Here is a 26,172-nt window from a genome sequence, read left to right on the forward strand (position 1 = left end):
AGGGAACTTATTACTGCAATAATGATAGTCTTCGCAGGCGGAGATCCTTCAAAAGTATTTAAAACATAAAGTGGCCGGAATTTCTTCCGACCACTCTTAGGTTCAGACGCCCTTATTGCAAATAGTCCAAGAAACAACAACAATACGAAACAAGAAGTTTACAGTGCTTACGTTTCTGACGTAATCAACTTTACACCTGCATTTTCTGCTATGTTAAGTTTACGTGCTGACCGTTTTATGAATGCAAAAAATGACGGATACAATCAAACTGCCTTTTCTCCAAAATTAGGATTAGTGTATCAGCCAATTTTAGACAAAGTTTCCATTTTTGCTAATTATATGAATGGATTCGTAAACGTTGCTCCGGGACAAAATCGTGTGTCGAATGTAACTACACCAGTTATATTTAATCCAGAACGCGCAAATCAGTTTGAAGTTGGAACTAAATTAAACCTGTTCAAAGACAAACTATACGCTACTTTTAGCTATTATGATATTCAGGTTTCTGATCAGGTGTATGTAGTAGAAACTCCTTATGTAGATCCGGCAGATCCAACAGCTGAATTACCAAACAATCAGACTTCGTATCAGGATGGTGCGCAGAGAAACAAAGGTTTTGAAGCAGAATTTGTTGCAAACCCAATTAATGGATTAAACATTATTTTAGGATACAGCTACAATGATGCAGTTTTAACAAAAGGAGATCCTGATTTTGTAGGTCACAGATCTGAAAATGCAGGACCAAGAAACCTGGCAAACCTTTGGGCTAGTTACAAATTTACAAACGGTTTATTAAGAGGCTTTGGTTTAGGTTTTGGAGGAAATTATGTTGGCGACAATATGATCATGAACAGAAATACTGCAGGAACATTTACAATACCTGCATACACAGCTTTAAATTCATCTTTATTTTATAATGTTGAAAAATTTACCATCACGCTTAAATTAAACAACATTACAAACAAAGAAATATATGACGGATGGTCAACTATCCACCCAAAAGATGCGAGAGCTTTGATCGCAAGTTTCTCTTACAGATTCTAAAAAACAAATAACAAAAACACCTTTCGCTTTTAGCCGAAAGGTGTTTTTTAAATTCTATGAAATTATGATAACAATAGCAAGTCTCATCGTTTTTTTAGCTTTTTACACGCTTTATTACACTTCGAAAAGAGCCACTTTATCTTATGATCTGGGTTTTGAGAAATGGATGAAAAGCAATCCTAAACCAACCAAATATATGGGTTTAGGTCTTCTTTTATTAGCCTACTCACTTTGGCTTTTTACACAATCGCTTTGTTGCGGAACTTTAATGTTTTTTATTCAGTTAATGACCATTGGCAGTTTGATTATTATTTTGGCTCCATTAAAAAAAATTAGCCGATTTGCCATTATTGCTCTTTTTGTAATTGTTGCTTTACTAGAATTTTATTACAACTAACTTATTTCTAACCAAAATATGCCAGCAAACCCAAAATATCTAACCCAATCAAAATGGCAACGATTTGCCAAAATTACAGCTGCTATTATTGGCGGCTATTTTGTTTCAGTCAGTTTTCATTTGGCTTTAGCATCCTGGTTCAACCGTGCTAATATTTTAATGACAATGGCTTTTAGCGGATTCATTCTTTGGGTGGCGCTTATGATAATTGCTTTCTTAGCAAAAAGCGGATTAAAAATCTGGGGGATTTACATACTCCTTACTTTAGTTTTTTCTCTCCTTATTTATCTTGGTAATACTTACAATCCGATAGCAAAATAACCTATGAATAACCGCAATTATAATATCTATTTTCACACTCATACTGTTAGCGGAATTGTTATCAGTGTAGTACTTTTTGTGATTTTTTTCGCAGGATCTTTTTCTTTTTTCAGAGACGACATTAACAACTGGGAAAGAAATGAATCTACTGCAATTACCAAAGAAATTCAACTAGACTACAATACCGCTTTAAAACAATTAGACAAAGAACAAGTACTGCACGGAAGAAATGTAACGATTTCTATAAACAGTAACGAAAGAAGAGTTGCCGTTTATATGGAAGGTACCAAAGATACTTTGGCTCCAGCCAAACAAAAAGAAGGCTCCTTTTTTTATCTTGATACCAAAACCTTAAAATCATTTACCTACGAACAATCGTATTCGTTAGGCGAATTTTTATACCGATTACATTTCTTAGCACAAATTCCGTATCCGGTTGGTTATTATCTTTCTGGATTTGTTGCTTTATTTTTCTTATTTGCTATTATAACTGGTGTTTTATTACATTGGAAAAAAATCGTTTCTAACTTCTATATTTTCCGTCCAAAAGAAAAATTAAAAACATTGTGGACAGACGCTCATACCGCTTTAGGAATGATTGGTCTGCCTTTTCAGTTTGTATATGCCGTAACGGGAGCTTTTTTTATGATCAAACTTTTGATTGTTGCTCCTGCTGTAATGGCATTATATAATGGAGATCAGGATAAATTATATAACGAATTAGAATACAACGATCCTGTCTACAAGTTTGAAAACAAAAAACTAGCGACACCTTTTGATATTGATGCGCTGGTGACAAAAGCAAAAAGCAACTGGAATGATTTTGAAATTACGCGCGTTTTTATTCAGAATTATGGCGATGCCAATATGCATGTAGTGGTGGAAGGCGAAATGTTAAGCCACAAAAAATTTACAGGAATAGGAAAAGTAATTTACCGAATTGCTGACGGAAAAGAAATCGCGAAGAAAAACCCTATTACGCAAAACAACTATCTTGATGTTGTAAAAAATGTTTTATACAAAATTCATTTTGGCGATTATGGCGGTTATGCTCTAAGAATTGTAAGTTTCGTTTTAGGAATCATCACCTGCTTCGTTATTATTTCTGGTGTAATGATTTGGTTAGTTGCCAGACAAAAGAATAATTTACCTGAAAAGAAAAGACGTTTCAACGCTGCTGTTGTTCGTATCTATTTGGCGATATGTTTAAGTATGTACCCAATTACAGCACTTACTTTTATTGTTACTAAAATATTCTATCCGTTAAGTCAGAATAATTTGTTTCTGGTTTATTTTGGAGGATGGCTAGTTCTTGCAATCTTCTTTATCTTTAAAAAGAACGATGCTTTTACCAACAAATTCTGTTTAATTTCGGGAAGTATTTTAGGATTTTTAATCCCTGTTACAAACGGAATTGTCACCGGAAACTGGTTTTGGCATTCGTTTATGCACAATCAGATTCAGGTTTTCTTTATTGATGTTTTCTGGATTGTTTTGGCTTCGCTAACCCTTTATGTGACATATCATTTAAATCAAAAAAAGACTGTATAAAGCTTACAACAAACATTCAAAGTCTAATTATAGTTTTTTTCCTATAATTTAGTAATAAATAATTTGCTATATAACCTATAAGCACTATTTTTGCCTTATCAGTATTTATTCTAAATAAAATGAAGATAAGATTTACAATAGAGTTTATAGGTTTTTGCTTTTTAGTATTGGCTCAAACTCCGGTTTTTTCGCAACAAAAAACAACAATAAAAGGAACGATTACCTCTGTAAACGGCAAAGCTTTAGAAAATGTTTCAGTTCAGTTAAAAGGAACCAAAATAGGAATTCTAACAGATAGTCAGGGATTGTATGAAATTAAAAACATCAATTCAGGAAATTACACCATACGAGTATCTGCGCTTGGCCATTCATCAAAAGAAAAGAAAATTACTGTAAATGGTGAAGCCGAAATCATAGAAAACTTCACCATTAACACAAACACAGAAGAACTTGAAGAAGTTTTTATAAAAGGAAACATCAATAAATACAATAAATCTGAAAGTCCTTTTGTATCTAAAATGCAGATTAAAAACCTTGAAAATTCTCAGGTTTACAGTGTTGTAACCAAAAGTTTAATGAGAGATCAGTTGGTAATTAATCAGGACGAAGCCTTAAAAAATGTACCGGGATTATACCAGCTTTGGGCAGCAACCGGAAAAGTGGGCGACGGAGGTTCTTATTTTGCTTCCCGCGGATTTGTAACACAAAGTTTATTAAGAGACGGAATTGCCGGAAAAATCACAAACAGCGTTGATGCTGCCAATTTAGAAAGAATAGAAAGTATCAAAGGACCATCGGCAACACTTTTTGGAAGCATTTTAACTTCTTACGGAGGGCTGATCAACAGGGTTACCAAAAAACCAACAGAAACTTTTAGAGGAGATATTAGTTATCAATCCGGAAGTTATGGCTTAAACCGATTAGCGGCAGATATTAATGTTCCTTTAAATGAAGAAAAAACAGCTTTATTACGAGTAAATGGTGCTTATAATGACGCTAACACTTTTCAGGATTACGGAAAAAACAGAAGCTACTTTTTTGCTCCTTCATTTTCATATAAAATAAATGACAAATTAACCATTTCTATTGATGCCGAATTATCTACGGTTAATTCATCATCGCCGGCATTTACTTATATTCCTTACGGACAAACTCCAAAAAGTATCAATTTATATAATGCCAATCAGATTGCAAGAGACTGGAAAAGATCTTTTACCGGAGGCGAATTTATGATGAATACCAAAACGGCGAATGTTTTTGCGCAGGCTCATTATGAAATCAGCGAGAACTGGAAATCGCAAACTATTTTTAGTTCCAGCGCCAATCAATCTGACGGGCCTCAGGCATGGTTTTATCTTTTAGGCAACAACAAAATGTCCAGAAATGCCTGGAATATGGTAGGAAAAGACAATATTGTTGAGTTTCAACAAAACTTTAATGGCAAGACGGAACTTTTTGGCATGAAACATCAATTGCTTATTGGTGGAGATATTTTAAGATCTGAAACCAACAGCAGTCTGGGATATCTTGGCGGAGATCCGAACAATCCTTTTAAAACAGAATATGACATTGTAGATTATTCTGCTGCGAATGCTAATTATTATAATTTTAACCCAAATAATATTGAGCCATTATTTGTAAATGGTTATCAATACAGAACCATTACATCGCTTACAACCTATAGTGTTTATGTCGCGGATGTAATCAATATTACAGATCAGCTAATTCTTTCGGCTGCATTGCGTTTTGATCATTATAAAAATAACGGAACTTACGATCCGGCAACAAATATTACATCAGGAGATTTTTCGCAAAATGCTTTTTCTCCAAAACTGGGACTTGTATACCAAATTATAAAAGATAAAGTAGCCATTTTTGGAAACTATCAAAATAGTTTTAAAAACATTGGTTACTTATTTGCCAACGTAGGCGGAAATCCTGAACTGCAACAATTTGATCCTGAAAAAGCAAATCAGTTCGAAGCAGGTATTAAATTAAATGCTTTCGAAAATAAATTAAGCGCCAATTTAAGCTATTACAATATTGATGTAAAAAATATCGTTCGCGCAGGACAAGTTGTGAACACGAATGTACAGGACGGAAACCAAACCAGCAAAGGTGTTGAACTTGAAGTGACTGCAAACCCAATTTCAGGATTGAATTTTATTTTTGGATACGCCTACAACAACAGCAAACTTAACAATGCAAATGCTGATGTAAACGGATTACGACCTGAAACGGCAGGACCTGAAAATTTAATTAATTACTGGATTAGCTACAGTTTGCAAACTTCTAAACTAAAAGGATTAGGATTTGGTATTGGAGGAAATTATGGCGACGAAACTTTTGTTTACAACAGAAACCCAACCGGCTCAGGAAATCCTGCCGATGTTGAAGCCTTTGTTTTACCATCATATAATGTCGTAAATGCAACATTGTATTACGATCAGCCCAAATACAGACTTTCTCTAAAAGTAGACAATCTTACAGACGAACTTTATTTTAATGGTTATACAACCGTTAATGTACAAGCACCTAGAACTTTTATGGGAAGTATTACTTATAAATTTTAAAACGAATTTATAAAAAACTTTACCGCACAATCTACCTTTTAATGGTATTTTTGCCCCGCAGAATGTCTTTACACAAAACATGAGTTTCAAAAAACAAATACGTTTTCTACATAAATGGCTCGGATTAATTTCCGGGCTTATTGTTTTTATTATCAGTATTACGGGTTGTATTTTTTGTTTTCATGACGAAATAAAAGACATTACCCGAAAAGAATGGCGATTGGTTGAACCTCAAAATAAACCTTTTGTACTTCCTTCTGTTTTACAGGAAAAAGCCAAAGAAATTCTTCCGGAATACAAACAATCAATGGTTTCTTTTTATGGAAAAAACAGAGCTGCAATAGTTTACACTTATTCTGGAACTGAAAACCGCTATCTCTACTTTAATCCCTACACCGGAAAATACTTAAAAACCGAAGATCCTGAAACAGATTTTTTCATCATTGTAGAATACATTCATTTATACTTATTATTGCCCGATTATATTGGCAAACATATTATTGGCGGCGCCACTATAATTTTTATTCTTTTGCTGATTTCAGGAATTATTCAATGGTGGCCAAAGAAAAAGAAAGATCTCAAAAGAAGCCTCTCTGTAAAATGGTCGGCAAAATGGCGCAGGGTAAATTACGACTGGCACAACACTTCCGGATTCTATATTGCAATTATTGCCGCTATTATTGCCATTACAGGTTTAACTTTTACTTACGAATGGGTTGGAGATGGCATTTATAAAATCTTCAATTTTGGGGGAGATAAAGCTTTAGAAACAAAAGCGCCTGTAATCGACACGACTAAATTTGCCAATAATAAAATTACTGCTGTCGATCGTGCTTTTATCGAAACGATGAAATTACAGCCAAAAGCCGAAATGATTTTTATAACTTACCCTCTGCAAAAAGGAGATTTAATCAATACCGGAGCTTATCCTCATACTTTACGATACGATCATCAAAGCAATTATTATTTTCATCCGGGTGATGGTAAATTAATACAAAGCCAGCCTTTTGATAAAAAGAGTTTAGGCCTTCAAGTTGTCGAAATGAATTACGGAATTCATACCGGACAAATATTAGACTTGCCAGGAAAAATTATAGCTTTTATAATCAGCTTAATTGCGGCCGCTTTGCCTGCAACCGGTTTTGTAATTTGGTACGGACGAAGAAATAAATCCTGTAAAAAAATAAAAGCATAAAATTTAACCGCAAAGAACGCAAAGTTTTTTATTTATAAGATTTTATCTAAACGCAAAGTTCGCAAAGCTTTATAAATTATACCTTTGCGAACTTTGCGTTTATAATAATAAGACAAAAACTTGCGTCCTTTGCGGTTAAAAATAATTAGTCAAAATATGATCAAAAAAAAACCGCTAATTAAAGCGGTTTTCTAAATTATTCGAAATTGTATTAATTTCTATTTGCTAAAGCATTTTTCTGTAAATTTTTGACTGAAGCGACTTTGCTGTTTTCATAAGAAACCTCGCAAAGGTTTTTCTCATTAAAGAAAATCCATTTTCCAGTTTTCAATCCGTCTGTGTACTCTCCTACGGCAACTTTGTTTCCTTTTTCATCATAAGACACCCAAACACCATCTAATTTACCATCTTTAAAAAAACCTTCTTGTTGTACTTGTCCATTTTCATGGTAGTAAGTAGCTTTTACTTTGTTTCCAACAACTTCTAATTCAGGTTTTATCTCTTGTGCAACTAAAATTCCAGAGAACAATATTGCAACTAAAATTACACACTTTTTCATATCTTGAGGTATTTAATGTTATCAAATCTTTATCAAATATAATTAATTGTTTACATTAAAAAAACTTTTACTTAACAATTTGGTAACATTGAGTAAAAGCTTAACATTGGAAATTTACCCAAAACAAAAAAACCAGCGCTGAAGCACTGGTTTTACTGGGTTTTTATAAAATATATAAATTTACTATAACGTTATAAATTTGGTAAATAAATTACTTCAATAATGAGTCTAATTGCGTTTGAAGCTCTGGAGATGAAGGTCTTGCTGCATCAGCGTTTAAAACATTTCCTTTTGGATCAACGATAATAAATCTCGGAATTCCGGTTACACCATAACCGGTTACAAACTCAGATTCCCAATCTTTATCAGCAAATAACTGAATTCCGCCTAAGTTTTTATCCGTTACAAATTTTTTCCATTTTTCATTGTCCTTTACCTTATCAATTGAAATACTCACGAACTCAATATTTTTTCCGTGATATTTTTCTTCAATTTTTTGTAAATAAGGTATTTCTGCTCTACAAGGTGCACACCATGTAGCCCACAAATCGATATAGATATATTTTCCTTTAAGATCAGACAATTTTGTTTTTCCTCCTTTATGATTGTCATAATCAAAATCAGGAGACGGTTTTCCGTTTAATCTATTTGCTTTCGACGCTCTTTCATATTCTTGCGCTGCATATTGGTTGAAGCTTTCAAAACTACTTTTTAAGGCTGTTTTAAATTCAGGATCAAAATTACCTTTCTCAACATTTTCAATATCTGTCTTTTTCTTTGCTTCTAAAAGTGAGGCAAATTCAGCCGGTTCTTTAGTAAAAGCTTCTTTTTGAAATTGTTCATCCTTTAAAGCTTGCTGTGCCATAAAATTGCTCTCATCAACACCTTTACCTTTATATACAATCGTTTCGTCAAATTCTTTGGCATTCATTGTCAAATTAATGTCTGAATTTGGTTTTAAATATAAATTAGAAGATTCTGTTCCGTCAGAAAACATATAAAACCCTTTTGGAGCATCAAAATTGGCAGCAAAAACCTCTTTTTTATTAATAGGAATCACTTGTTTAAAATTATCCCTTCCTCTAATCACTAAAGTATCGCTATTTCTATTGGTAATTTTAGCCGTAAATTTAATTTGATTTTTGGTTTGACCTATAACATTCAAAGCGCTAAAAATCAACAGACCAGTAACAAAAAGTTTGTTCATATAAATTAAAGTTTGTTTTTAGTGATTCAAATCTAAAGAAATTACAGCTTCAAAATTTAAGAATTAACAAAATATTTCAAATTTCAACGTATCAACTTTATCACTTTACTATATTATCTTGAATTTTGTGTTTACTTTTGCAGTCTAAAATTTTGATCATGTATAGAAGTCATAATTGTGGCGAATTAAACGCCTCAAATATTAATACGGAAGTTACACTAGCGGGTTGGGTTCAGAACTCTAATGATAAAGGATTTATAAATTGGGTTAATTTACGTGACCGATATGGTATTACCCAATTATTATTTGATAAAGGTCGTTCAAATGAAAAAGTTTTTGAACTGGCTAAAACCTTAGGTAGAGAATTTGTAATTCAGGTAAAAGGAACTGTTATTGAGCGTGAAGCCAAAAATAAAAATCTTGCTACTGGTGACATTGAAATTTTGGTCACTGAAATGACAATTTTAAATGCAGCCCTTACACCTCCATTTACCATCGAAGACAAAACTGATGGTGGAGAGGATATCAGAATGAAATATCGTTATCTAGATATTCGTAGAAATCCTGTGAAAAACAGTTTGTTATTTCGTCATAAAGTAGCGATGGAAGTTCGTAAATATCTATCTGATTTAGATTTCTGCGAAGTTGAAACTCCTTACTTGATTAAATCAACTCCGGAAGGAGCAAGAGATTTCGTTGTACCAAGCCGTATGAACGAAGGACAATTTTATGCATTGCCACAATCGCCTCAAACTTTCAAACAATTATTGATGGTGGGTGGAATGGATAAATATTTCCAGATTGTGAAATGTTTCCGTGATGAGGATTTACGTGCCGACCGTCAGCCGGAATTTACACAAATCGATTGCGAAATGGCATTTGTAGAGCAAGAAGACATTTTGAACGTTTTTGAAGGTCTTACAAGACATTTATTAAAAGAAATTAAAGGTATCGAAGTAGATAAATTCCCTAGAATTACCTACGATTATGCCATGAAAACATACGGAAATGACAAACCAGACATTCGTTTTGGGATGGAATTTGGCGAATTGAACGAATTTGCACAACACAAAGATTTCCCGGTATTTAATGCTGCTGAATTAGTGGTTGGTATTGCAGTTCCTGGCGCAGGAAATTATACCCGTAAAGAAATTGACGGATTAATTGACTGGGTAAAACGTCCTCAAGTTGGCGCATCAGGAATGGTATATGCAAAATGCAATGACGACGGAACTTTTAAATCATCTGTAGATAAATTTTACGATCAGGATGATTTAGGACAATGGGCAAAAATTACAGGTGCTAAACCTGGAGATATGATTTTTGTACTTTCTGGTCCGGCAAACAAAACACGTGCTCAGCTTTCTGCACTTCGTATGGAATTAGCAACTCATTTAGGATTGCGTAATCCGGAAGAATTTGCACCACTTTGGGTTGTAGATTTCCCATTGTTAGAACTTGATGAAGAAAGCGGTCGTTACCATGCAATGCACCACCCATTTACGTCTCCAAAACCAGAGGATATGCAATTATTAGAAACAGAACCTGGAAAAGTTCGTGCTAATGCATACGATATGGTATTAAACGGAAATGAAATTGGCGGAGGATCGATTCGTATTCACGATAAAGCGACTCAACAATTAATGTTTAAATATTTAGGCTTTACCGAAGAAGAAGCAAAAGCACAATTTGGTTTCTTAATGGATGCTTTTCAGTTTGGAGCACCACCACACGGAGGTTTAGCATTTGGTCTTGACAGATTAGTCGCTATTTTAGGAGGTCAGGAAACCATCAGAGATTTTATCGCGTTCCCAAAAAATAATTCAGGACGTGATGTAATGATCGATGCACCTGCTACAATCGATGATGCTCAATTAAAAGAATTACACATCAAAATTGATGCGATATAAATTCTCAGAATTTTAAAATTACAGATGGCAGCTATTAATTTTAGCTGCCATTTTTTTTGATCTTTTCGTTTTTTAACCTAAAATTTGTAATGCTATAAAGGGAGAACATCAGTAATTACAAGTATTTTGCCACATTTACACAGTTTTACCGATCGGCTTGTGCATAATATAAGAAAAATTTGTAAACTATAAGCTACTTTTTTAACTTTTATTCTTACAATTAATGATTCTTAAATAAAATACTTCCATATCAAAATTGATGCAATATAAATAGCGAAAACACTGTGAATCAATAATTTTTACAAAAAATTAACACCTTATTGTCTTTTGTATGAATTTATATATTACATTTGCTTCATTATAAATTATTATTACAATTACAATGCGTACAGGTACAGTAAAATTTTTCAATGAATCTAAAGGTTATGGATTCATTACAGACGAAGAAACAGGAAAAGATATCTTCGTTCACGCTTCAGGAATTAACGCGGAAGAATTACGCGAAGGTGACCGTGTAAGCTATGAAGAAGAAGAAGGAAGAAAAGGGAAAGTTGCTGCTAAAGTAGCAGTAATCTAAGAAAAATATAGCAATTTATTTTTTTTGCCTCTGAATGGTTTAAAAACGTCTCGAAATTTCGGGACGTTTTTTTTTGCTCAAATCTTAAAAAAATCTTAAAATAGTTTGGTATTATTTATAATGAATAAAAATTACAAATATTCACCCTTATGTAACACACTTAAATCCTTTTTTAGCTTGTGATTTACAGAGTTGAAAGTTATCTTTGTGGCTTATTCTTTAAGTAAAAACCCTAAGTTTATGCAATCTGATCAATACAATTACATTCCTATTTTAATGCAGTTCATTTTAGCTGTTGGTTTTGTGGTAGGAACTATCATTATTTCCGGAAAATTAGGACCAAAAAGAAGCTCTGAAACCAAAGATAAGAACTTTGAGTGCGGTATCGAGTCTGTTGGTAATGCTCGTATCCCGTTTTCAGTAAAATACTTTCTGGTGGCCATTTTATTCGTATTGTTCGACGTAGAGGTAATTTTCCTTTATCCTTGGGCGGTAAACTTCAAAGAACTGGGAATTGAAGGAATGCTTAAGATGATTGTTTTCATGTCGCTTCTTTTAGTGGGCTTTTTCTACATCATCAAGAAAAAAGCATTAGACTGGGAATAATTACGATTTAGATTTTAAATTTCTGATTTTAGATTATACATCTCGAATTAAAATTTAAAATTTAACTTCAATTGAATTTAATACTGATTTAAAAAAATTGATTTTAGCTTTTACGATTTTCCAAATCTAAAATCTAAAATCAGAAATCTAAAATAAAATGAGCAATTCAAATGTAAATATGGTTGCACCACCAGAAGGGGTTGTAGGAGAAGGTTTCTTCGCTACAAAACTAAATGATGTTGTAGGTTTAGCAAGAGCCAATTCATTATGGCCATTGCCTTTTGCAACTTCATGCTGTGGTATCGAATTCATGGCTACAATGGCTTCACACTACGATTTAGCACGATTTGGTTCTGAGCGTGTGAGTTTTTCTCCTCGTCAGGCAGATATGTTGCTGGTTATGGGAACGATTTCTAAAAAAATGGCTCCTATTTTAAGACAAGTTTACGAGCAAATGTCTGAGCCTCGCTGGGTAATTGCTGTTGGAGCTTGTGCTTCATCAGGTGGAATTTTTGATACTTATTCAGTTTTGCAAGGTATCGATAAAGTAATTCCGGTTGACGTTTACGTTCCGGGATGTCCGCCAAGACCAGAACAAATTGTTGATGGAGTAATGAAACTTCAGGAATTGGTAAAAAGCGAATCTGTTAGACGCAGAAGTTCACCGGAATACCAAGAATTACTAGCTTCATATAACATTTCATAAGATGGCTTTAGAAAATACCCTGATACAAGATAAACTTACAGAAACATTTGATGCAAGTGTTTTTAACTTTCACCAAGAAAGAGATATTTTTTCACTAGAAACAACAGCAGATAAAATAACTGCTTTGATTCTTTTTTTGAAAAACGATTCTGATTTACGTTTTCATTTTTTAACTGATTTATGCGGAGTTCATTATCCAGATAACGAAACAGATCGTCAGTTTGCCATAGTATATCATTTACACAACTGGTACGAAAACAAAAGAATTAGAATTACAGTTTTTCTAAATGGTGAAAAACCAGAAATTAAAACCATTTCGAATATTTTCTTAAGTTCTAACTGGATGGAAAGAGAAACGTACGATTTCTTCGGAATCAACTTTATCGGACATCCGCAATTGAAACGTATTTTGAATATGGATGAAATGGTGTCTTTTCCAATGCGAAAAGAATTCCCAATGGAAGACAGCGGAAGAACTGATAAAGACGACAGATTCTTTGGAAGAACAACAACAAATTGCTAAAAATAAATAATTCAACATTATAAAATGTCAGAACTATTATTATCACCAGAGCATCGATATGCTAAAATAGTTAAGGATAAACTAAACGAAGACGGAAGCGAGCTTTCGGTACTGAATTTAGGGCCAACACACCCAGCCACACACGGTATTTTTCAAAATATCCTGTTGATGGACGGTGAGAGAATTCTTGAAGCTGAACCAACCATTGGTTACATTCACAGAGCTTTTGAGAAAATTGCTGAAAATCGTCCTTTTTACCAGATTACACCTCTTACAGACCGTATGAACTATTGCTCCTCTCCTATCAATAATATGGGATGGTGGATGACTTTAGAAAAATTACTAAATATTGAAGTGCCTAAACGCGCTCAATACTTAAGAGTTATCGTAATGGAATTGGCACGTATTACAGATCACTTAATATGTAACTCAATCTTAGGTGTTGATACTGGTGCTTATACTGGTTTCTTATATGTTTTTCAATTTAGAGAAAAAGTATATGAGATTTACGAAGAAATTTGTGGAGCTCGTTTAACAACAAATATGGGAAGAATTGGTGGTTTCGAAAGAGATTGGTCACCAGAAGCTTTCCGCAAATTAGATGTGTTTTTAAAAGAATTTCCTGTCGCTTGGCAAGAATTTGAAAACTTATTCGAAAGAAACAGAATTTTCCTTGACAGAACCGTAAACGTAGGTGCAATTACTGCAGAGCAGGCAATGGCGTACGGATTTACAGGTCCAAACTTACGTGCTGCCGGAGTTGATTATGACGTTCGTGTGGCTCAGCCTTATTCTTCATACGAAGATTTTGATTTTATTGTTCCTGTTGGAAAATCAGGAGATACTTACGACCGTTTCTGTGTTCGTAATGCAGAAGTTCGCGAAAGTTTAAGCATCATTCGTCAGGCATTGGATAAAATGCCAGCCGGAAACGAATATCATGCAGAAGTTCCTGATTACTACCTTCCTCCAAAAGAAGATGTTTATACTTCTATGGAATCTCTAATTTATCACTTTAAAATTGTAATGGGAGAAGTTCCTGTACCAGTTGCAGAAATTTACCACCCTGTTGAAGGAGGAAATGGAGAAATAGGATTTTATTTAGTTACTGACGGAAGCAGAACTCCATATAGATTACATTTTAGAAGACCTTGTTTTATTTATTACCAGGCATATCCTGAAATGATTAAAGGTTCATTACTTTCTGATGCAATTGTTATTCTATCAAGTTTAAATGTAATTGCAGGAGAATTAGACGCCTAACAGATTGTAGATTTTAGATTATAGATTTTAGATTTTTTTTAGAAAATGCAGATTTTAGATTTTAGATTTAAAAATTATAATTTAGGAATTGAAAAATTCAGATTGAAGAATCTAAAACTTAAACAATGATTGAAGAATCATAGATTGTAGACAAAGATTAAAAAAATCTAAAATCTAAAATCTAAAATCTAAAATTAAAAATGGAACGTAAACATTACAAACAAGAAATAAATATGACAGAGGCATTGATCACCCGTATCAATGAATTAATCAGTCATTATCCTGAAGGCAAACAAAAATCAGCTTTGTTGCCTGTTTTGCATGAAGTGCAAGATGCGCATAACAACTGGCTTAGCATTGAATTGCAAGATAAAGTTGCCGAAATTCTTCAGATAAAACCAATTGAAGTGTATGAAGTGGTTACTTTTTATACCATGTTCAACCAAAAGCCAATTGGAAAATACATGTTCGAGTTTTGCCAGACTTCTTGTTGTTGTTTAAATGGTGCTGAAAATTTAATGGATTATACTTCTGAAAAATTAGGCATTAAAATGGGAGAAACAACTCCGGACGGAATGTTTACCATTGCCGGCGTAGAATGTTTAGGTGCCTGCGGATATGCTCCGATGTTGCAATTAGGCGATTTCTACAAAGAAAAATTGACAGAAGATAAGATTGATCAGTTAATCGCTGATTGTAAAGATGATAAAATAATATTACACGATAAATAAGATGTCACAAAAAATATTATTAGATAAAATCAATATTCCAGGAATTAAAACCTACGAAGTATATCGCCAAAATGGTGGTTATGCCTCTGTAGAAAAAGCTCTAAAAACCCTTACACCGGATGAAGTTACTGAAGAAGTAAAAAAATCAGGTCTTCGTGGTCGTGGAGGTGCAGGTTTCCCTGCAGGAATGAAATGGAGTTTTATTGATAAAAAATCTGGAAAACCAAGACACTTAGTTTGCAATGCCGACGAGTCTGAACCGGGAACTTTTAAAGATCGTTATTTGATGGAATACATTCCTCACTTATTGATCGAAGGAATGATTACCTCAAGTTTTGCCTTAGGCGCCAACCTTTCATACATCTACATTCGTGGAGAATATATGTGGGTTTTCAAAATATTAGAAAGAGCAATCGCCGAAGCTAAAGCTGCCGGATGGTTAGGAAAAAATATATTAGGTACAGGTTACGATTTAGAGTTATATGTTCACTGTGGAGCTGGTGCTTATATTTGCGGAGAAGAAACTGCACTTATTGAGTCATTAGAAGGTAAAAGAGGAAACCCTCGTATTAAACCACCATTCCCTGCAGTTTCAGGACTTTGGGCTAACCCAACAGTGGTAAACAATGTTGAAACTATCGCTACTGTGCCATGGATTATCAACAATTCTGGAGATGATTATGCTAAAATTGGTATTGGTCGTTCTACAGGAACTAAATTAATTTCCGCTTCAGGACACATCAAAAATCCGGGAGTTTACGAAATTGAATTAGGATTAAGCGTTGATGAATTCATGAATTCTGACGAATATTTAGGAGGAATGTCTTCTAGCAGACCTTTGAAAGCATTTGTACCGGGAGGATCTTCAGTGCCAATTTTACCAGCTGAATTAATTTTTAAAACAGCAAACGGTGAAGATCGTTTAATGACTTACGAATCTTTAAGTGATGGTGGTTTTGCTACCGGGTCGATGTTAGGTTCAGGAGGATTTATTGTTTACAACGACACTGCTTGTGTTGTTAGAAACACTTGGAATTTTGCTCGTTTTTACCACCACGAATCTTGCGGACAATGTACACCTTGTCGTGAAGGAACAGGATGGTTAGAAAAAATATTATGGAGAATCGAAAACGGTCAAGGCCGTGAGGAGGATATCGAATTATTGTGGAGTATTCAAAGTAAAATTGAAGGTAACACAATTTGCCCACTTGGTGACGCAGCTTCTTGGCCAGTAGCAGCTGCAATTCGTCACTTTAGAGATGAATTTGAATATCACGTTCGTTTCCCTGAAAAAATCAAAAATAGAGATCACTTTGTTGCTGAGCCTTTTTCGCAAGTAAAGCATTTAGTAGGCGGTAAAGTAATCGTATAAAAATAAAAAGCAGAAAGTTATAAAGTTCATAATGTTAAAAAGGACAGCAATTCTTTTCAATATTTCGACTTTCAACATTCAAATCAATAAGAGATGAAAGTAACCATAGACGGTCAAAGTATAGACGTAGAGCCAGGAACAACGATCCTGCAGGCTGCACGTATGATTGGTGGAGATTTGGTTCCGCCAGCCATGTGCTATTACTCAAAATTAAAAGGTAGCGGCGGAAAATGTCGTTGTTGTTTAGTTGAAGTTTCTAAAGGAAGTGAGGCTGACCCAAGACCAATGCCAAAATTAATGGCATCTTGCGTAACAGGATGTATGGACGGAATGGAAGTGAACAGCAAATCATCGGCTCGTGTAACTGAAGCCCGTAAATCTGTAACTGAATTTTTATTGATCAATCACCCGTTAGATTGCCCTATTTGTGATCAGGCTGGTGAATGTGATCTTCAGAACTTAAGTTTTGAGCACGGAAACCCAAAATCACGTTTTATTGAAGAAAAAAGAACATTTGAACCAGAAGATATTGGTCCGAATATTCAACTACATATGAACCGTTGTATCTTATGTCAAAGATGTGTACAAGTTGCAGATCAATTGACAGACAACAGAGTTCACGGAGTATTAGATCGTGGAGATCACGCTAATATTTCAACCGGAATTTCTAAAGCAATCGACAATGAGTTTTCTGGAAACATGATCGACGTTTGTCCGGTTGGAGCTTTAACAGACAAAACTTTCCGTTTTAAATCAAGAGTTTGGTTCAACAAACCTTTCAACGCTCACAGAGAATGTACTACTCCTGGATGTTGTGGTAAAACAACTGTATGGATGTTTGGTGGAGAAATTCAGCGTGTAACTGGTCGTAAAGACGAGTACCACGAAGTAGAAGAATTCATTTGCAACAGTTGTCGTTTTGATCACAAAAACGTGAACGACTGGGTAATTGAAGGACCTAGAGAATTTGAAAAAGACTCTGTTATCAACCAAAATAACTACACTCAAAAATTAGAGAAAGTAGAAATCGATACAGAAAAAACGATCCTTTTAGGTAGAGATATTGATCGTAAAAAAATTAGTATGGCTGCAATTCCATTAACTACAAATGATAAAAAATCTTAAGAAATGGAAAGTGCATTTATTATAGAAAAAAGTGTCGTTATTGTTGTCGTTTTTGCGATAACCATGGTTATGGCAATGTATTCTACCTGGGCTGAACGTAAAGTTGCAGCTTTTCTACAAGATCGTGTAGGACCAAACCGTGCAGGATGGGGTGGTTTATTACAACCTCTTGCAGATGGTATGAAATTATTCTCGAAAGAAGAGTTTTTCCCAAACACACCAAACAAATTTTTATTTGTTGTAGGACCTGCAATTGCAATGAGTACGGCATTAATGACAAGTGCTGTTATTCCGTGGGGAGATAAATTGCATGTTTTTGGCCGCGATGTAGTTTTACAGGCAACTGATATTAATATTGGTATATTATACATTTTTGGAGTATTATCAGTAGGGGTTTACGGCATCATGATTGGTGGATGGGCTTCTAACAATAAATTCTCATTAATGGGAGCTATTCGTGCAGCATCTCAAATGGTTTCGTATGAGGTTGCTATGGGATTATCAATAATTGCTTTATTGATGATGACCGGAACTTTAAGCTTAAAAACAATTTCTGAGCAACAAGCCGGAATGAACTGGAACGTTTTTTATCAGCCTTTATCATTCTTAATTTTCCTTATTTGTTCTTTTGCAGAAACAAACAGAACTCCTTTCGACTTAGCAGAATGTGAAAACGAATTAATTGGAGGTTACCATACAGAATACTCATCTATGAAAATGGGATTTTATTTATTTGCTGAATATGCGAGTATGTTTATCTCTGCTACTATTATTTCTGTTTTGTTTTTCGGTGGATACAATTATCCTGGAATGCAATGGATGGTAGAAAATGTAGGGGTTAACGTTGCTAATCTATTAGGAATTGCTGCATTGTTTGCAAAATTATGTTTCTTCATATTTTTCTATATGTGGGTACGTTGGACAATTCCGAGATTTAGATATGACCAATTAATGAACTTAGGCTGGAGAATTTTAATCCCGCTTTCGATTATTAATATCATGATTACAGGTGTTGTAATTTTAAGACATGATATTGCAGCAGCTTTAGGATTCTAAGAACTGTAATGCCTAGCCCTGATAGAAGCGGCATCCTTTATTTTTTTTCTTTAAAAAAATAAAGATATAGCGGATAGCAGGATTAGCTTCAAAATAATAATAAAACAGATTTGCCTTGTTTCATACAAACCGTAAATCGTAAATCATACATTAAAAAATGTCAATAGAAACTATATCATTATCGGGTAGAAAAAAGATGGTCTCTAATAAAGAGATGACTTTTTTAGAGCGATTGTATCTTGTGGCGATTGTGAAAGGATTGTTTATCACACTTAAACACTTATTCAGAAAAAAAATCACGATTCATTATCCTGAGCAAGTGCGTGAAATGAGTCCGGTTTATCGTGGTCAGCACCAGTTAAAACGTGATGAGCAAGGTCGTGAAAACTGTACCGCTTGCGGATTATGTGCTTTATCATGTCCTGCTGAAGCAATTACTATGAAAGCTGCTGAGCGTAAAGCTGATGAAAAACATTTGTACAGAGAAGAAAAATATGCTTCGATCTACGAAATCAATATGTTACGTTGTATTTTTTGCGGTTTATGCGAAGAAGCATGTCCAAAAGACGCCATTTATTTGACGACTTCAAAAGTATTGGTTCCTTCTAGCTACGAAAGAGAAGATTTCATCTTTGGAAAAGACAGATTAGTGATGCCTCTTGATGTGGCTATCAAAAATGCTCAACTTAATAATGCTAACTAAATGATACATATTCCTGATTTTGCACACGCAACAACTGTACAAATTATATTTTGTTTCTTAGCGTTTATTACGGTGATTACCGCTTTTTTGACCATTTTTAGCAGAAATCCAATTCATAGTGCTATCTATTTAGTAATTTGTTTCTTCTCGATTGCTGGTCACTATTTATTATTAAATGCTCAGTTTTTGGCTATTGTACATATTATAGTCTACTCCGGAGCAATCATGATTTTATTCCTGTTTACGATCATGTTGATGAACCTGAACGAACAACGAGAAGTACACAGACCTAGAATTACACGTTTAGGTGCTATTGTTTCTTTTTGTTTGATTTGCATTGTTTTAATTGCAATTTTCATCAACTCTAAGCCAATTGTTGAATACGATCCGTCTAACGGAGAAGATTTCCAATCGATTAAGGTATTAGGTAAAATATTATTGAACGAATATATGGTTCCGTTTGAATTCGCTTCGATCTTGCTTTTAGTAGCTATGATTGGAACTGTACTATTGTCTAAAAAAGAAAAATTAAATAAATAATGGGTAATATATTAAATCAAATAGGTATTGAAAACTACATCTTTTTAAGTGTTGTACTTTTCTGTATTGGTATTTTTGGTGTATTGTACAGACGAAATGCTATTATCGTTTTCATGTCTATCGAAATCATGTTGAATGCTGTTAACCTTTTATTTGTTGCTTTTTCAACTTATCATCAAGATGCGCAAGGACAAGTCTTTGTATTCTTTTCGATGGCAGTTGCTGCAGCAGAAGTTGCAGTTGGATTGGCTATTTTAGTTTCGATCTTTAGAAATTTAGGTTCGATTAGTATCGATAATTTAAAAAATTTAAAAGGATAAATAGAAATGGATACCAATTTAGCTTTACTTTTAGTTTTATCTCCTTTTTTAGGATTTTTAATCAATGTTTTCTTTGGCAAAAGCTTAGGGAAAACAGTTTCAGGAATCATTGGGACTGCTGCTGTAGTAGTTTCTTTTGCCGTAACACTTTTCTTTTTCAATCAATTAAGCCAAACAAAACAAGCTGTTCAGGTTACTTTATTTGACTGGATTGAAATTAGTAACATCAAAATTAATCTTGGATTTTTATTAGATCAATTATCATTGCTTTGGTTGCTTTTTGTAACTGGTATTGGTTCATTGATACACTTATACTCTATAAGTTATATGCACGATGACGAAAATATGCACAAGTTTTTTGCGTATTTGAATTTGTTCGTATTCTTCATGATTACGCTTGTAATTGGAAGTAACTTATTAGTTCTATTTATTGGTTGGGAAGGTGTTGGACTTTGTTCGTACTTATTAATTGGATTCTGGCATAAAAATCAGGATTACAATGATGCTGCGAAAAAAGCTTTCATCATGAACAGAATTGGAGATTTAGGTCTTTTAATTGGGATGTTTATTCTTGGTTCAATGTTCTCGACATTAGATTATGCAACTTTAAAAACTGCTATTGCAGGAGCAACAAACTTAAATTTACCGTTGCTTTCATTAGCTGCTTTATGCTTATTTATTGGAGCTTGTGGTAAATCGGCACAAATCCCGTTATACACCTGGTTACCTGATGCGATGGCTGGACCAACTCCGGTTTCTGCATTGATTCACGCTGCAACAATGGTTACGGCTGGTATCTTTATGATCACGAGATTAAATTTTGTTTTTGATTTAGCACATGATGTTCAAAATGTTATTGCTGTTATTGGAGCCATAACTTCATTAGTTGCTGCAACAATTGGTTTAGTTCAGACAGATATTAAAAAAGTATTGGCCTACTCTACTGTTTCTCAGTTAGGTTTAATGTTTTTAGCTTTAGGATTTGGCGCTTATGAAGTGGCTGTTTTTCACGTAATAACACACGCTTTCTTTAAAGCTTGTTTATTCTTAGGTTCAGGTTCTGTAATTCACGGTTTACACGGAGAACAGGATATGCGTAAAATGGGTGGTTTGCGTAAAGCAATGCCAATCACTTTCTGGACAATGTTAATTTCATCATTGGCTATTTCAGGAGTTCCATTTTTCTCAGGTTTCTTCTCTAAAGATGAAATTTTATTAACGGCTTTCGAACATAGTAAAACGCTTTACGCTATAGGATCTATTGCTTCTATCATGACAGCATTTTATATGTTTAGATTGATGTTCCTTACTTTCTTTAAAGATTTTAGAGGAACTGAAGAGCAAAAACATCACTTACATGAAAGTGACGGATTAATTACTTTCCCTTTAATTATTTTAGCTATTCTGGCTACTTTTGGCGGAATCATTAGCTTACCTGGAAACAGTTGGTTAAATGAATATTTAGCGCCTCTTTTCACAAAAGTGGCTGGCGAAGAACATCATTTAGGCACAACAGAATATACCTTGATGGGAGTTGCTGTTTTAGGTGGATTATTAGGTATTCTAATTGCTTATATTAAATACTTCAAACAAGATAATGTTCCGGAAGCAGATGAAAACATTACTGGTTTAACCAAAGTTTTATACAACAAGTATTATGTAGACGAAGCTTACGATGCAATATTTGTTCGCTCTATTAACGGATTATCAAGATTTTTCAGAGACTATATTGAAACTGGTTTATCTGCCCTTGTTTTTGGATTAGGAAAAGTAACCAATGAAATCGCTTTTCAGGGTAAAAAATTACAAAACGGAAGTATTGGATTATATCTTTTTGCCTTTGTTTTAGGTCTTTGCGCCATTGTTTCCTATATATTTTTAGCTAAATAATTTTACAACTATGAACGTTTCTCTTATATTAATTATTCTTCTAATTGGTGCATTTGCCACTTATTTTGCAGGTGACAAACTAGCATCTAAAGTAGCTTTGTTCTTTAGTTTGGCGGCTTTAGGTTGTTCAATTGTATTACTAAATCATTTTTATGCTGGTGACGACATCAGTTTAATAAGCACCTGGATTACTAAACCTAACATTTCATTTGCTTTAAAAGCAGACGGATTAGGAATTGCAATGCTTTTGCTGACTGTGGCTTTAACGCCAATTATTATATTCTCTTCTTTTGGAAATGAATATAAAAATGCGAAAGGTTTTTATGCTTTAATTTTATTTATGGCATTTGCTATGACAGGAACTTTCCTTGCAGCAGATGGTCTTTTATATTATATTTTCTGGGAATTAGCACTTATTCCTATTTACTTTATTGCTCTTATTTGGGGTAACGGTGATGCTGAAGAACGCAGAAAAGCAGTGATTAAATTCTTTATTTATACACTTGCAGGTTCATTATTCATGTTGATTGCTTTTATCTATTTATACCAAAAAGCTGGCAGTTTCTTAATTGAAGATTTATATAAAGTAAATTTATCAGCTACTGAACAACTTTGGATATTCTTAGCTTTCTTCTTAGCTTATGCAATTAAAATTCCTATTATTCCTTTCCATACATGGCAAGCAAGTGTATACCAAAAAGCACCAACTGTTGGAACAATGCTTTTATCTGGTATTATGCTAAAAATGGGATTATACAGTGTTATTCGTTGGCAATTGCCAATTGCACCTTTGGCTGCAAAAGAATACATGAATATCTTCATTGGTTTAGGAATTGCGGGCGTTATCTACGGATCGATTGTTGCTTTAAGACAAAAAGATTTAAAGAAATTATTAGCTTATTCTTCGTTAGCACACGTTGGATTAATTGCTGCCGGAACTTATACGTTGACTATTGATGGTTTACGCGGAGCGGTATTGCAAATGATTGCACACGGTTTTGTTGTAGTAGGTTTATTCTATGCTGCCGAAGTTATCTTTAGAAGATTTGAAACAAGAGAAATTGGTGAGATGGGCGGAATTCGTACTCAGTCTCCAAAATTCACTTCTATGTTTTTAATTTTGGTATTAGCTTCTGTAGCTTTACCAAGTACTTTTAACTTTGTTGGAGAGTTTACTGTTTTGTATAGTCTTTCTCAAATCAATATTTGGTTTGCTGTTTTAGGTGGAACAACTATTATTTTAGGAGCTTATTATATGCTTAAAATGTTTCAAAATGTAATGTTGGGAGAAACGAATTCTAAAACTTTTGCAGATGTTTCTGTAAATGAAGGAATTTCATTCGTAGTAATTATTGCGGTTTTAATATTCTTCGGATTTTATCCTAAACCAATTACAGACTTGATTACGCCAAGTTTAGAAACAATTCTAAACGTTATCAATAAAAATTAATATTTTAATAAAAATAAATTAGGGCATCATTAGTTTGAGATTTCCTAAATCAAAAAAACAAAAATGAATACATTAATAGCTATAACAGGATTGGGTATTTTCTGCCTATTGTTTGAAATTCTTAATTTAAGAAAGGCCATTGTTCCAATTACCATTATTGGTTTGTTGGGTGTTTTGGCAATTAACTATTACGAATTTGGATCAACAGCAAGTTACTATAATAATATGATTACGGTAAGTAAGTTCTCTACTTCGTTTTCATCATTATTTATTATTCTAACTATTTTCTTAGTAGCGTTAAGTCATAATTTTTACGAAAATCATCCAACAAAAATCTCTGATTTTGTGGCTATAAAAATCTTTTTATTGGCTGGAGGAGTAGCAATGGTTTCTTTTGGAAACTTAGCAATGTTTTTCTTAGGAATCGAAATTTTATCAATTGCACTTTATGTATTGGCAGCAAGCGAAAGACTAAATTTAAAAAGTAATGAAGCAGGTATGAAATACTTTTTGATGGGATCTTTTGCATCAGGAATTATTTTGTTCGGAATCTGTTTGATTTACGGAGCAATGGGAAGCTTTGATGTTGCTGAAATTCATGAAACTTCTTTATCTGCTGAATTACCAATCTGGTTTCCTATCGGAATGATTTTAATGATTATTGGTATGTTGTTTAAAGTTGCTGCAGTTCCTTTTCATTTCTGGGCTCCGGATGTTTACGAAGGATCTCCAGCTTTGACTACTGCATTAATGAGTACTTTAGCAAAAGTTGTAGCTATTGCAACACTTTATAAATTAGTTTCGGCATTAAATTTTGTTCCGTCTTTAGACAATCAGGATCTTTTAGGAACATTTGAAAACATTGTCGTAATCATTTCGATTGCTTCTATGACTGTTGGTAATATAATGGCATTGCGTCAGGTAAACGTAAAACGTATGTTAGCATTCTCAGGAATTTCTCATGCAGGTTTTATGTTGATGACTTTATTAACTATTGCAACATCAGCAGGTGTTTTATTATATTATACTGCTGCTTATGCATTAGCCGGAATTGCTGCTTTTAGTGTTATACTATATGTTTGCAAAAATCAGGATAATGAAGATATTACAAATTTTCACGGTTTAGGAAAAACAAATCCTTTATTGGCGGCAATCCTGACAGGTTCATTATTATCTATGGCGGGTATTCCTATTTTTTCAGGATTCTTTGCTAAACTATTTTTATTCAATCAAACTATCAAGGCTGGATATATCGCTTTAGTAATTGTTGCCGTTATCAACTCTATTATTAGTGTTGGATATTATTTCAAATTAATATTGGCCATGTATTCTAAAGAACCAAACCAGGAACGTACCGGAAAACCTTTTCTTATTTATGCAGTGGCGGTAATTTCAATTACCTTAAATATTGTTTTAGGTTTATTCCCTTCTTTAGTTTTAGATTTATTGAACTAAAATTTTACTCAAAATATAAAGAAATCCATTCGTTATCGCGAATGGATTTTTTATTTTAAGAACATTCTATTTCAGAAGAGAAATTCATGTTAAAAATTTAACTTAAACACTACGAGCTTCAAAAAAACTCCATATATTTGGGTTCATTTAAATGTATTAGAAATATGAACTTCAACTCAAAAAATCCATTTTTAAGCAACAAGCGTTTTTCATCAAATGCTGTTTCAAAAGCTGAAGAAGTACACCAAGCTCAAATTATTGATTACAATCAGGAAATGACTTTGTCAGGTACTATCAATAAAACAGCTATTTTATTTTTAATATTATGCGGATCTGCAATGATAACATGGTGGATGGCATTTAACGGAATGAATGCATTACTACCTGCAATTGGTGGAGCAATAATAGGTTTTATTTTGGTTTTAGTATCAGTATTCAAACCTCACCTTTCTCCTTATTTAGCTCCTGGATATGCCTTATTTGAGGGATTATTTATTGGAGGAATTTCTGCTATTTTTGAAGCAAAATATCCGGGAATTGTAATCAACGCTGTTAGCGCAACTTTAGTAACGTTTTTAGTTTGCTTAGGTTTATATAAATTTAAAATTGTAAAAGTTACAGAACAATTTAAGTCAGTAGTTATTGCTGCTACTTTAGCGATTGCCACGTATTATTTGATTTCGTGGATTGCTTCTCTAATTTTTAATTTTACTCCAGTTCACTACGGAAACGGAATGATGAGTATCGGAATTAGTGTTTTTGTGATCATCATTGCTGCTTTGAACCTTTTCTTAGATTTTGATCAAATCGAAAGAGGAGTTCAGGAAAGAATGCCAAAATTCATGGAATGGTACGGCGCTATGGGATTAATGATTACTCTGGTTTGGTTATATATCGAATTCTTAAGATTACTATCTAAATTATCAAGTAAAGATTAATTCTTTTAATAATAAATACAAAGCCTTTTTGAGAAATCAGAAAGGCTTTTTTTATGCTTTCTATTGAAGTTTTAAATTAAAATATTGTCTCCAAAAAGCTTAAATATTATTTCGAATATTTCTTAAAATTCGTTCAAAGATTTTTAATTTATCATCTGGT

General features: G+C 33.6%; 25 protein-coding genes. 23 read left to right on the forward strand and 2 right to left on the reverse strand.

Features of this window, described 5'->3' with window-relative positions; genetic code table 11:
* The first annotated feature begins 114 nt into the window (after positions 1-114).
* The 6 genes from FLACOL7796_RS01370 (at position 115) to FLACOL7796_RS01395 (ending at position 7,081) form a co-directional block, all read left to right on the forward strand.
* The gene (locus tag FLACOL7796_RS01370; RefSeq protein ID WP_173969098.1) at positions 115-1,044 is read left to right on the forward strand and encodes a TonB-dependent siderophore receptor; all 930 of its coding nucleotides are present in this window, start codon (positions 115-117) and stop codon (positions 1,042-1,044) included.
* A gap of 64 nt (positions 1,045-1,108) precedes the next feature.
* Positions 1,109-1,441 carry a hypothetical protein gene (locus FLACOL7796_RS01375; RefSeq protein ID WP_173969047.1) on the forward strand — a complete coding sequence of 111 codons (333 nt, stop codon included), beginning with the start codon at positions 1,109-1,111 and terminating at the stop codon, positions 1,439-1,441.
* Positions 1,442-1,459: 18 nt separating this feature from the next.
* Positions 1,460-1,762, forward strand: a complete 303-nt coding sequence (locus tag FLACOL7796_RS01380; RefSeq protein WP_173969049.1) for a hypothetical protein — start codon at positions 1,460-1,462, stop codon at positions 1,760-1,762.
* A 3-nt stretch (positions 1,763-1,765) separates the two neighbouring features.
* Positions 1,766-3,313: a PepSY-associated TM helix domain-containing protein gene (locus FLACOL7796_RS01385; protein WP_173969051.1), complete on the forward strand. Its 1,548-nt coding sequence runs from the start codon at positions 1,766-1,768 to the stop codon at positions 3,311-3,313.
* Between the two features lie 119 nt (positions 3,314-3,432).
* Positions 3,433-5,886, forward strand: coding sequence for a TonB-dependent receptor (locus FLACOL7796_RS01390; RefSeq protein ID WP_173969053.1), 2,454 nt, complete (start codon positions 3,433-3,435; stop codon positions 5,884-5,886).
* A 79-nt stretch (positions 5,887-5,965) separates the two neighbouring features.
* Entirely contained in the window at positions 5,966-7,081 is a 1,116-nt protein-coding gene (locus FLACOL7796_RS01395) for a PepSY-associated TM helix domain-containing protein (RefSeq protein WP_173969055.1), read from the forward strand.
* Positions 7,082-7,292: 211 nt separating this feature from the next.
* On the opposite strand, the gene FLACOL7796_RS01400 is transcribed toward FLACOL7796_RS01395, so the two are convergent.
* On the reverse strand, positions 7,293-7,640 hold the full coding sequence (locus FLACOL7796_RS01400) for a toxin-antitoxin system YwqK family antitoxin (RefSeq protein ID WP_173969056.1): 348 nt from the start codon (positions 7,638-7,640) through the stop codon (positions 7,293-7,295).
* A 211-nt stretch (positions 7,641-7,851) separates the two neighbouring features.
* Positions 7,852-8,847 carry a TlpA family protein disulfide reductase gene (locus FLACOL7796_RS01405; protein WP_173969058.1) on the reverse strand — a complete coding sequence of 332 codons (996 nt, stop codon included), beginning with the start codon at positions 8,845-8,847 and terminating at the stop codon, positions 7,852-7,854.
* A 158-nt stretch (positions 8,848-9,005) separates the two neighbouring features.
* Here FLACOL7796_RS01405 and aspS point away from each other — a divergent pair, with 158 nt between their 5' ends.
* The 17 genes from aspS to FLACOL7796_RS01490 all read left to right on the forward strand — a co-directional run bounded on the left by aspS (position 9,006) and on the right by FLACOL7796_RS01490 (position 26,012).
* Positions 9,006-10,757, forward strand: coding sequence for an aspartate--tRNA ligase (aspS, locus tag FLACOL7796_RS01410; protein WP_173969060.1), 1,752 nt, complete (start codon positions 9,006-9,008; stop codon positions 10,755-10,757).
* 382 nt (positions 10,758-11,139) lie between these two features.
* Positions 11,140-11,334: a cold-shock protein gene (locus tag FLACOL7796_RS01415; protein WP_007137066.1), complete on the forward strand. Its 195-nt coding sequence runs from the start codon at positions 11,140-11,142 to the stop codon at positions 11,332-11,334.
* A gap of 240 nt (positions 11,335-11,574) precedes the next feature.
* Positions 11,575-11,940: an NADH-quinone oxidoreductase subunit A gene (locus FLACOL7796_RS01420; RefSeq protein WP_173969062.1), complete on the forward strand. Its 366-nt coding sequence runs from the start codon at positions 11,575-11,577 to the stop codon at positions 11,938-11,940.
* A 157-nt stretch (positions 11,941-12,097) separates the two neighbouring features.
* A complete protein-coding gene (locus FLACOL7796_RS01425) occupies positions 12,098-12,646 on the forward strand; it encodes an NADH-quinone oxidoreductase subunit B (RefSeq protein WP_173969063.1) in 549 nt (182 codons plus the stop codon).
* A gap of 1 nt (position 12,647) precedes the next feature.
* Entirely contained in the window at positions 12,648-13,169 is a 522-nt protein-coding gene (locus FLACOL7796_RS01430) for an NADH-quinone oxidoreductase subunit C (RefSeq protein WP_173969064.1), read from the forward strand.
* 24 nt (positions 13,170-13,193) lie between these two features.
* Entirely contained in the window at positions 13,194-14,432 is a 1,239-nt protein-coding gene (locus FLACOL7796_RS01435) for an NADH-quinone oxidoreductase subunit D (RefSeq protein WP_173969065.1), read from the forward strand.
* Positions 14,433-14,632: 200 nt separating this feature from the next.
* The gene (locus FLACOL7796_RS01440; protein WP_173969066.1) at positions 14,633-15,163 is read left to right on the forward strand and encodes a complex I 24 kDa subunit family protein; all 531 of its coding nucleotides are present in this window, start codon (positions 14,633-14,635) and stop codon (positions 15,161-15,163) included.
* 1 nt (position 15,164) lies between these two features.
* Positions 15,165-16,535 (forward strand): NADH-quinone oxidoreductase subunit NuoF, encoded by a 1,371-nt coding sequence (gene nuoF / locus FLACOL7796_RS01445; RefSeq protein WP_173969067.1) that lies wholly within the window; start codon positions 15,165-15,167, stop codon positions 16,533-16,535.
* A gap of 93 nt (positions 16,536-16,628) precedes the next feature.
* Complete coding sequence (locus FLACOL7796_RS01450; RefSeq protein WP_173969068.1) at positions 16,629-17,660, forward strand: 2Fe-2S iron-sulfur cluster-binding protein; 1,032 nt, start codon at positions 16,629-16,631, stop codon at positions 17,658-17,660.
* Positions 17,661-17,663: 3 nt separating this feature from the next.
* On the forward strand, positions 17,664-18,716 hold the full coding sequence (nuoH, locus tag FLACOL7796_RS01455; protein WP_173969069.1) for an NADH-quinone oxidoreductase subunit NuoH: 1,053 nt from the start codon (positions 17,664-17,666) through the stop codon (positions 18,714-18,716).
* Positions 18,717-18,873: 157 nt separating this feature from the next.
* Positions 18,874-19,419, forward strand: a complete 546-nt coding sequence (locus tag FLACOL7796_RS01460; protein ID WP_173969070.1) for a NuoI/complex I 23 kDa subunit family protein — start codon at positions 18,874-18,876, stop codon at positions 19,417-19,419.
* Positions 19,420-19,959, forward strand: a complete 540-nt coding sequence (locus tag FLACOL7796_RS01465) for an NADH-quinone oxidoreductase subunit J family protein (protein WP_173969071.1) — start codon at positions 19,420-19,422, stop codon at positions 19,957-19,959.
* The gene (gene nuoK / locus FLACOL7796_RS01470; RefSeq protein ID WP_017494599.1) at positions 19,959-20,279 is read left to right on the forward strand and encodes an NADH-quinone oxidoreductase subunit NuoK; all 321 of its coding nucleotides are present in this window, start codon (positions 19,959-19,961) and stop codon (positions 20,277-20,279) included. The genes FLACOL7796_RS01465 and nuoK overlap by 1 nt, the downstream gene beginning before the upstream one ends.
* A 6-nt stretch (positions 20,280-20,285) precedes the next feature.
* On the forward strand, positions 20,286-22,169 hold the full coding sequence (nuoL, locus tag FLACOL7796_RS01475; protein ID WP_173969072.1) for an NADH-quinone oxidoreductase subunit L: 1,884 nt from the start codon (positions 20,286-20,288) through the stop codon (positions 22,167-22,169).
* A gap of 10 nt (positions 22,170-22,179) precedes the next feature.
* Positions 22,180-23,619, forward strand: coding sequence for a complex I subunit 4 family protein (locus FLACOL7796_RS01480; RefSeq protein ID WP_173969073.1), 1,440 nt, complete (start codon positions 22,180-22,182; stop codon positions 23,617-23,619).
* A 63-nt stretch (positions 23,620-23,682) separates the two neighbouring features.
* Complete coding sequence (locus FLACOL7796_RS01485) at positions 23,683-25,074, forward strand: NADH-quinone oxidoreductase subunit N (RefSeq protein ID WP_173969074.1); 1,392 nt, start codon at positions 23,683-23,685, stop codon at positions 25,072-25,074.
* Positions 25,075-25,238: 164 nt separating this feature from the next.
* Entirely contained in the window at positions 25,239-26,012 is a 774-nt protein-coding gene (locus FLACOL7796_RS01490) for a Bax inhibitor-1/YccA family protein (RefSeq protein WP_173969075.1), read from the forward strand.
* The last annotated feature ends 160 nt before the right edge of the window (positions 26,013-26,172 follow it).

It is taken from the genome of Flavobacterium bizetiae, from assembly GCF_902804475.1.
Lineage (GTDB): Bacteria > Bacteroidota > Bacteroidia > Flavobacteriales > Flavobacteriaceae > Flavobacterium > Flavobacterium bizetiae.

Bases quoted from the DNA above. Each gene is read 5' to 3' on its own strand.
- nuoK (WP_017494599.1), top strand. From the start codon at position 19,959: ATGGGTAATATATTAAATCAAATAGGTATTGAAAACTACATCTTTTTA.
- FLACOL7796_RS01480 (WP_173969073.1), top strand. From the start codon at position 22,180: ATGAACGTTTCTCTTATATTAATTATTCTTCTAATTGGTGCATTTGCC.
- FLACOL7796_RS01425 (WP_173969063.1), top strand. From the start codon at position 12,098: ATGAGCAATTCAAATGTAAATATGGTTGCACCACCAGAAGGGGTTGTA.
- FLACOL7796_RS01415 (WP_007137066.1), top strand. From the start codon at position 11,140: ATGCGTACAGGTACAGTAAAATTTTTCAATGAATCTAAAGGTTATGGA.
- nuoF (WP_173969067.1), top strand. From the start codon at position 15,165: ATGTCACAAAAAATATTATTAGATAAAATCAATATTCCAGGAATTAAA.
- FLACOL7796_RS01375 (WP_173969047.1), top strand. From the start codon at position 1,109: ATGATAACAATAGCAAGTCTCATCGTTTTTTTAGCTTTTTACACGCTT.
- FLACOL7796_RS01385 (WP_173969051.1), top strand. From the start codon at position 1,766: ATGAATAACCGCAATTATAATATCTATTTTCACACTCATACTGTTAGC.
- nuoH (WP_173969069.1), top strand. From the start codon at position 17,664: ATGGAAAGTGCATTTATTATAGAAAAAAGTGTCGTTATTGTTGTCGTT.
- FLACOL7796_RS01460 (WP_173969070.1), top strand. From the start codon at position 18,874: ATGTCAATAGAAACTATATCATTATCGGGTAGAAAAAAGATGGTCTCT.
- FLACOL7796_RS01400 (WP_173969056.1), bottom strand. From the start codon at position 7,640: ATGAAAAAGTGTGTAATTTTAGTTGCAATATTGTTCTCTGGAATTTTA.
- FLACOL7796_RS01420 (WP_173969062.1), top strand. From the start codon at position 11,575: ATGCAATCTGATCAATACAATTACATTCCTATTTTAATGCAGTTCATT.
- FLACOL7796_RS01485 (WP_173969074.1), top strand. From the start codon at position 23,683: ATGAATACATTAATAGCTATAACAGGATTGGGTATTTTCTGCCTATTG.
- FLACOL7796_RS01380 (WP_173969049.1), top strand. From the start codon at position 1,460: ATGCCAGCAAACCCAAAATATCTAACCCAATCAAAATGGCAACGATTT.
- FLACOL7796_RS01440 (WP_173969066.1), top strand. From the start codon at position 14,633: ATGGAACGTAAACATTACAAACAAGAAATAAATATGACAGAGGCATTG.
- FLACOL7796_RS01490 (WP_173969075.1), top strand. From the start codon at position 25,239: ATGAACTTCAACTCAAAAAATCCATTTTTAAGCAACAAGCGTTTTTCA.
- FLACOL7796_RS01465 (WP_173969071.1), top strand. From the start codon at position 19,420: ATGATACATATTCCTGATTTTGCACACGCAACAACTGTACAAATTATA.
- FLACOL7796_RS01390 (WP_173969053.1), top strand. From the start codon at position 3,433: ATGAAGATAAGATTTACAATAGAGTTTATAGGTTTTTGCTTTTTAGTA.
- FLACOL7796_RS01430 (WP_173969064.1), top strand. From the start codon at position 12,648: ATGGCTTTAGAAAATACCCTGATACAAGATAAACTTACAGAAACATTT.
- FLACOL7796_RS01405 (WP_173969058.1), bottom strand. From the start codon at position 8,847: ATGAACAAACTTTTTGTTACTGGTCTGTTGATTTTTAGCGCTTTGAAT.
- aspS (WP_173969060.1), top strand. From the start codon at position 9,006: ATGTATAGAAGTCATAATTGTGGCGAATTAAACGCCTCAAATATTAAT.
- FLACOL7796_RS01435 (WP_173969065.1), top strand. From the start codon at position 13,194: ATGTCAGAACTATTATTATCACCAGAGCATCGATATGCTAAAATAGTT.
- nuoL (WP_173969072.1), top strand. From the start codon at position 20,286: ATGGATACCAATTTAGCTTTACTTTTAGTTTTATCTCCTTTTTTAGGA.
- FLACOL7796_RS01395 (WP_173969055.1), top strand. From the start codon at position 5,966: ATGAGTTTCAAAAAACAAATACGTTTTCTACATAAATGGCTCGGATTA.
- FLACOL7796_RS01450 (WP_173969068.1), top strand. From the start codon at position 16,629: ATGAAAGTAACCATAGACGGTCAAAGTATAGACGTAGAGCCAGGAACA.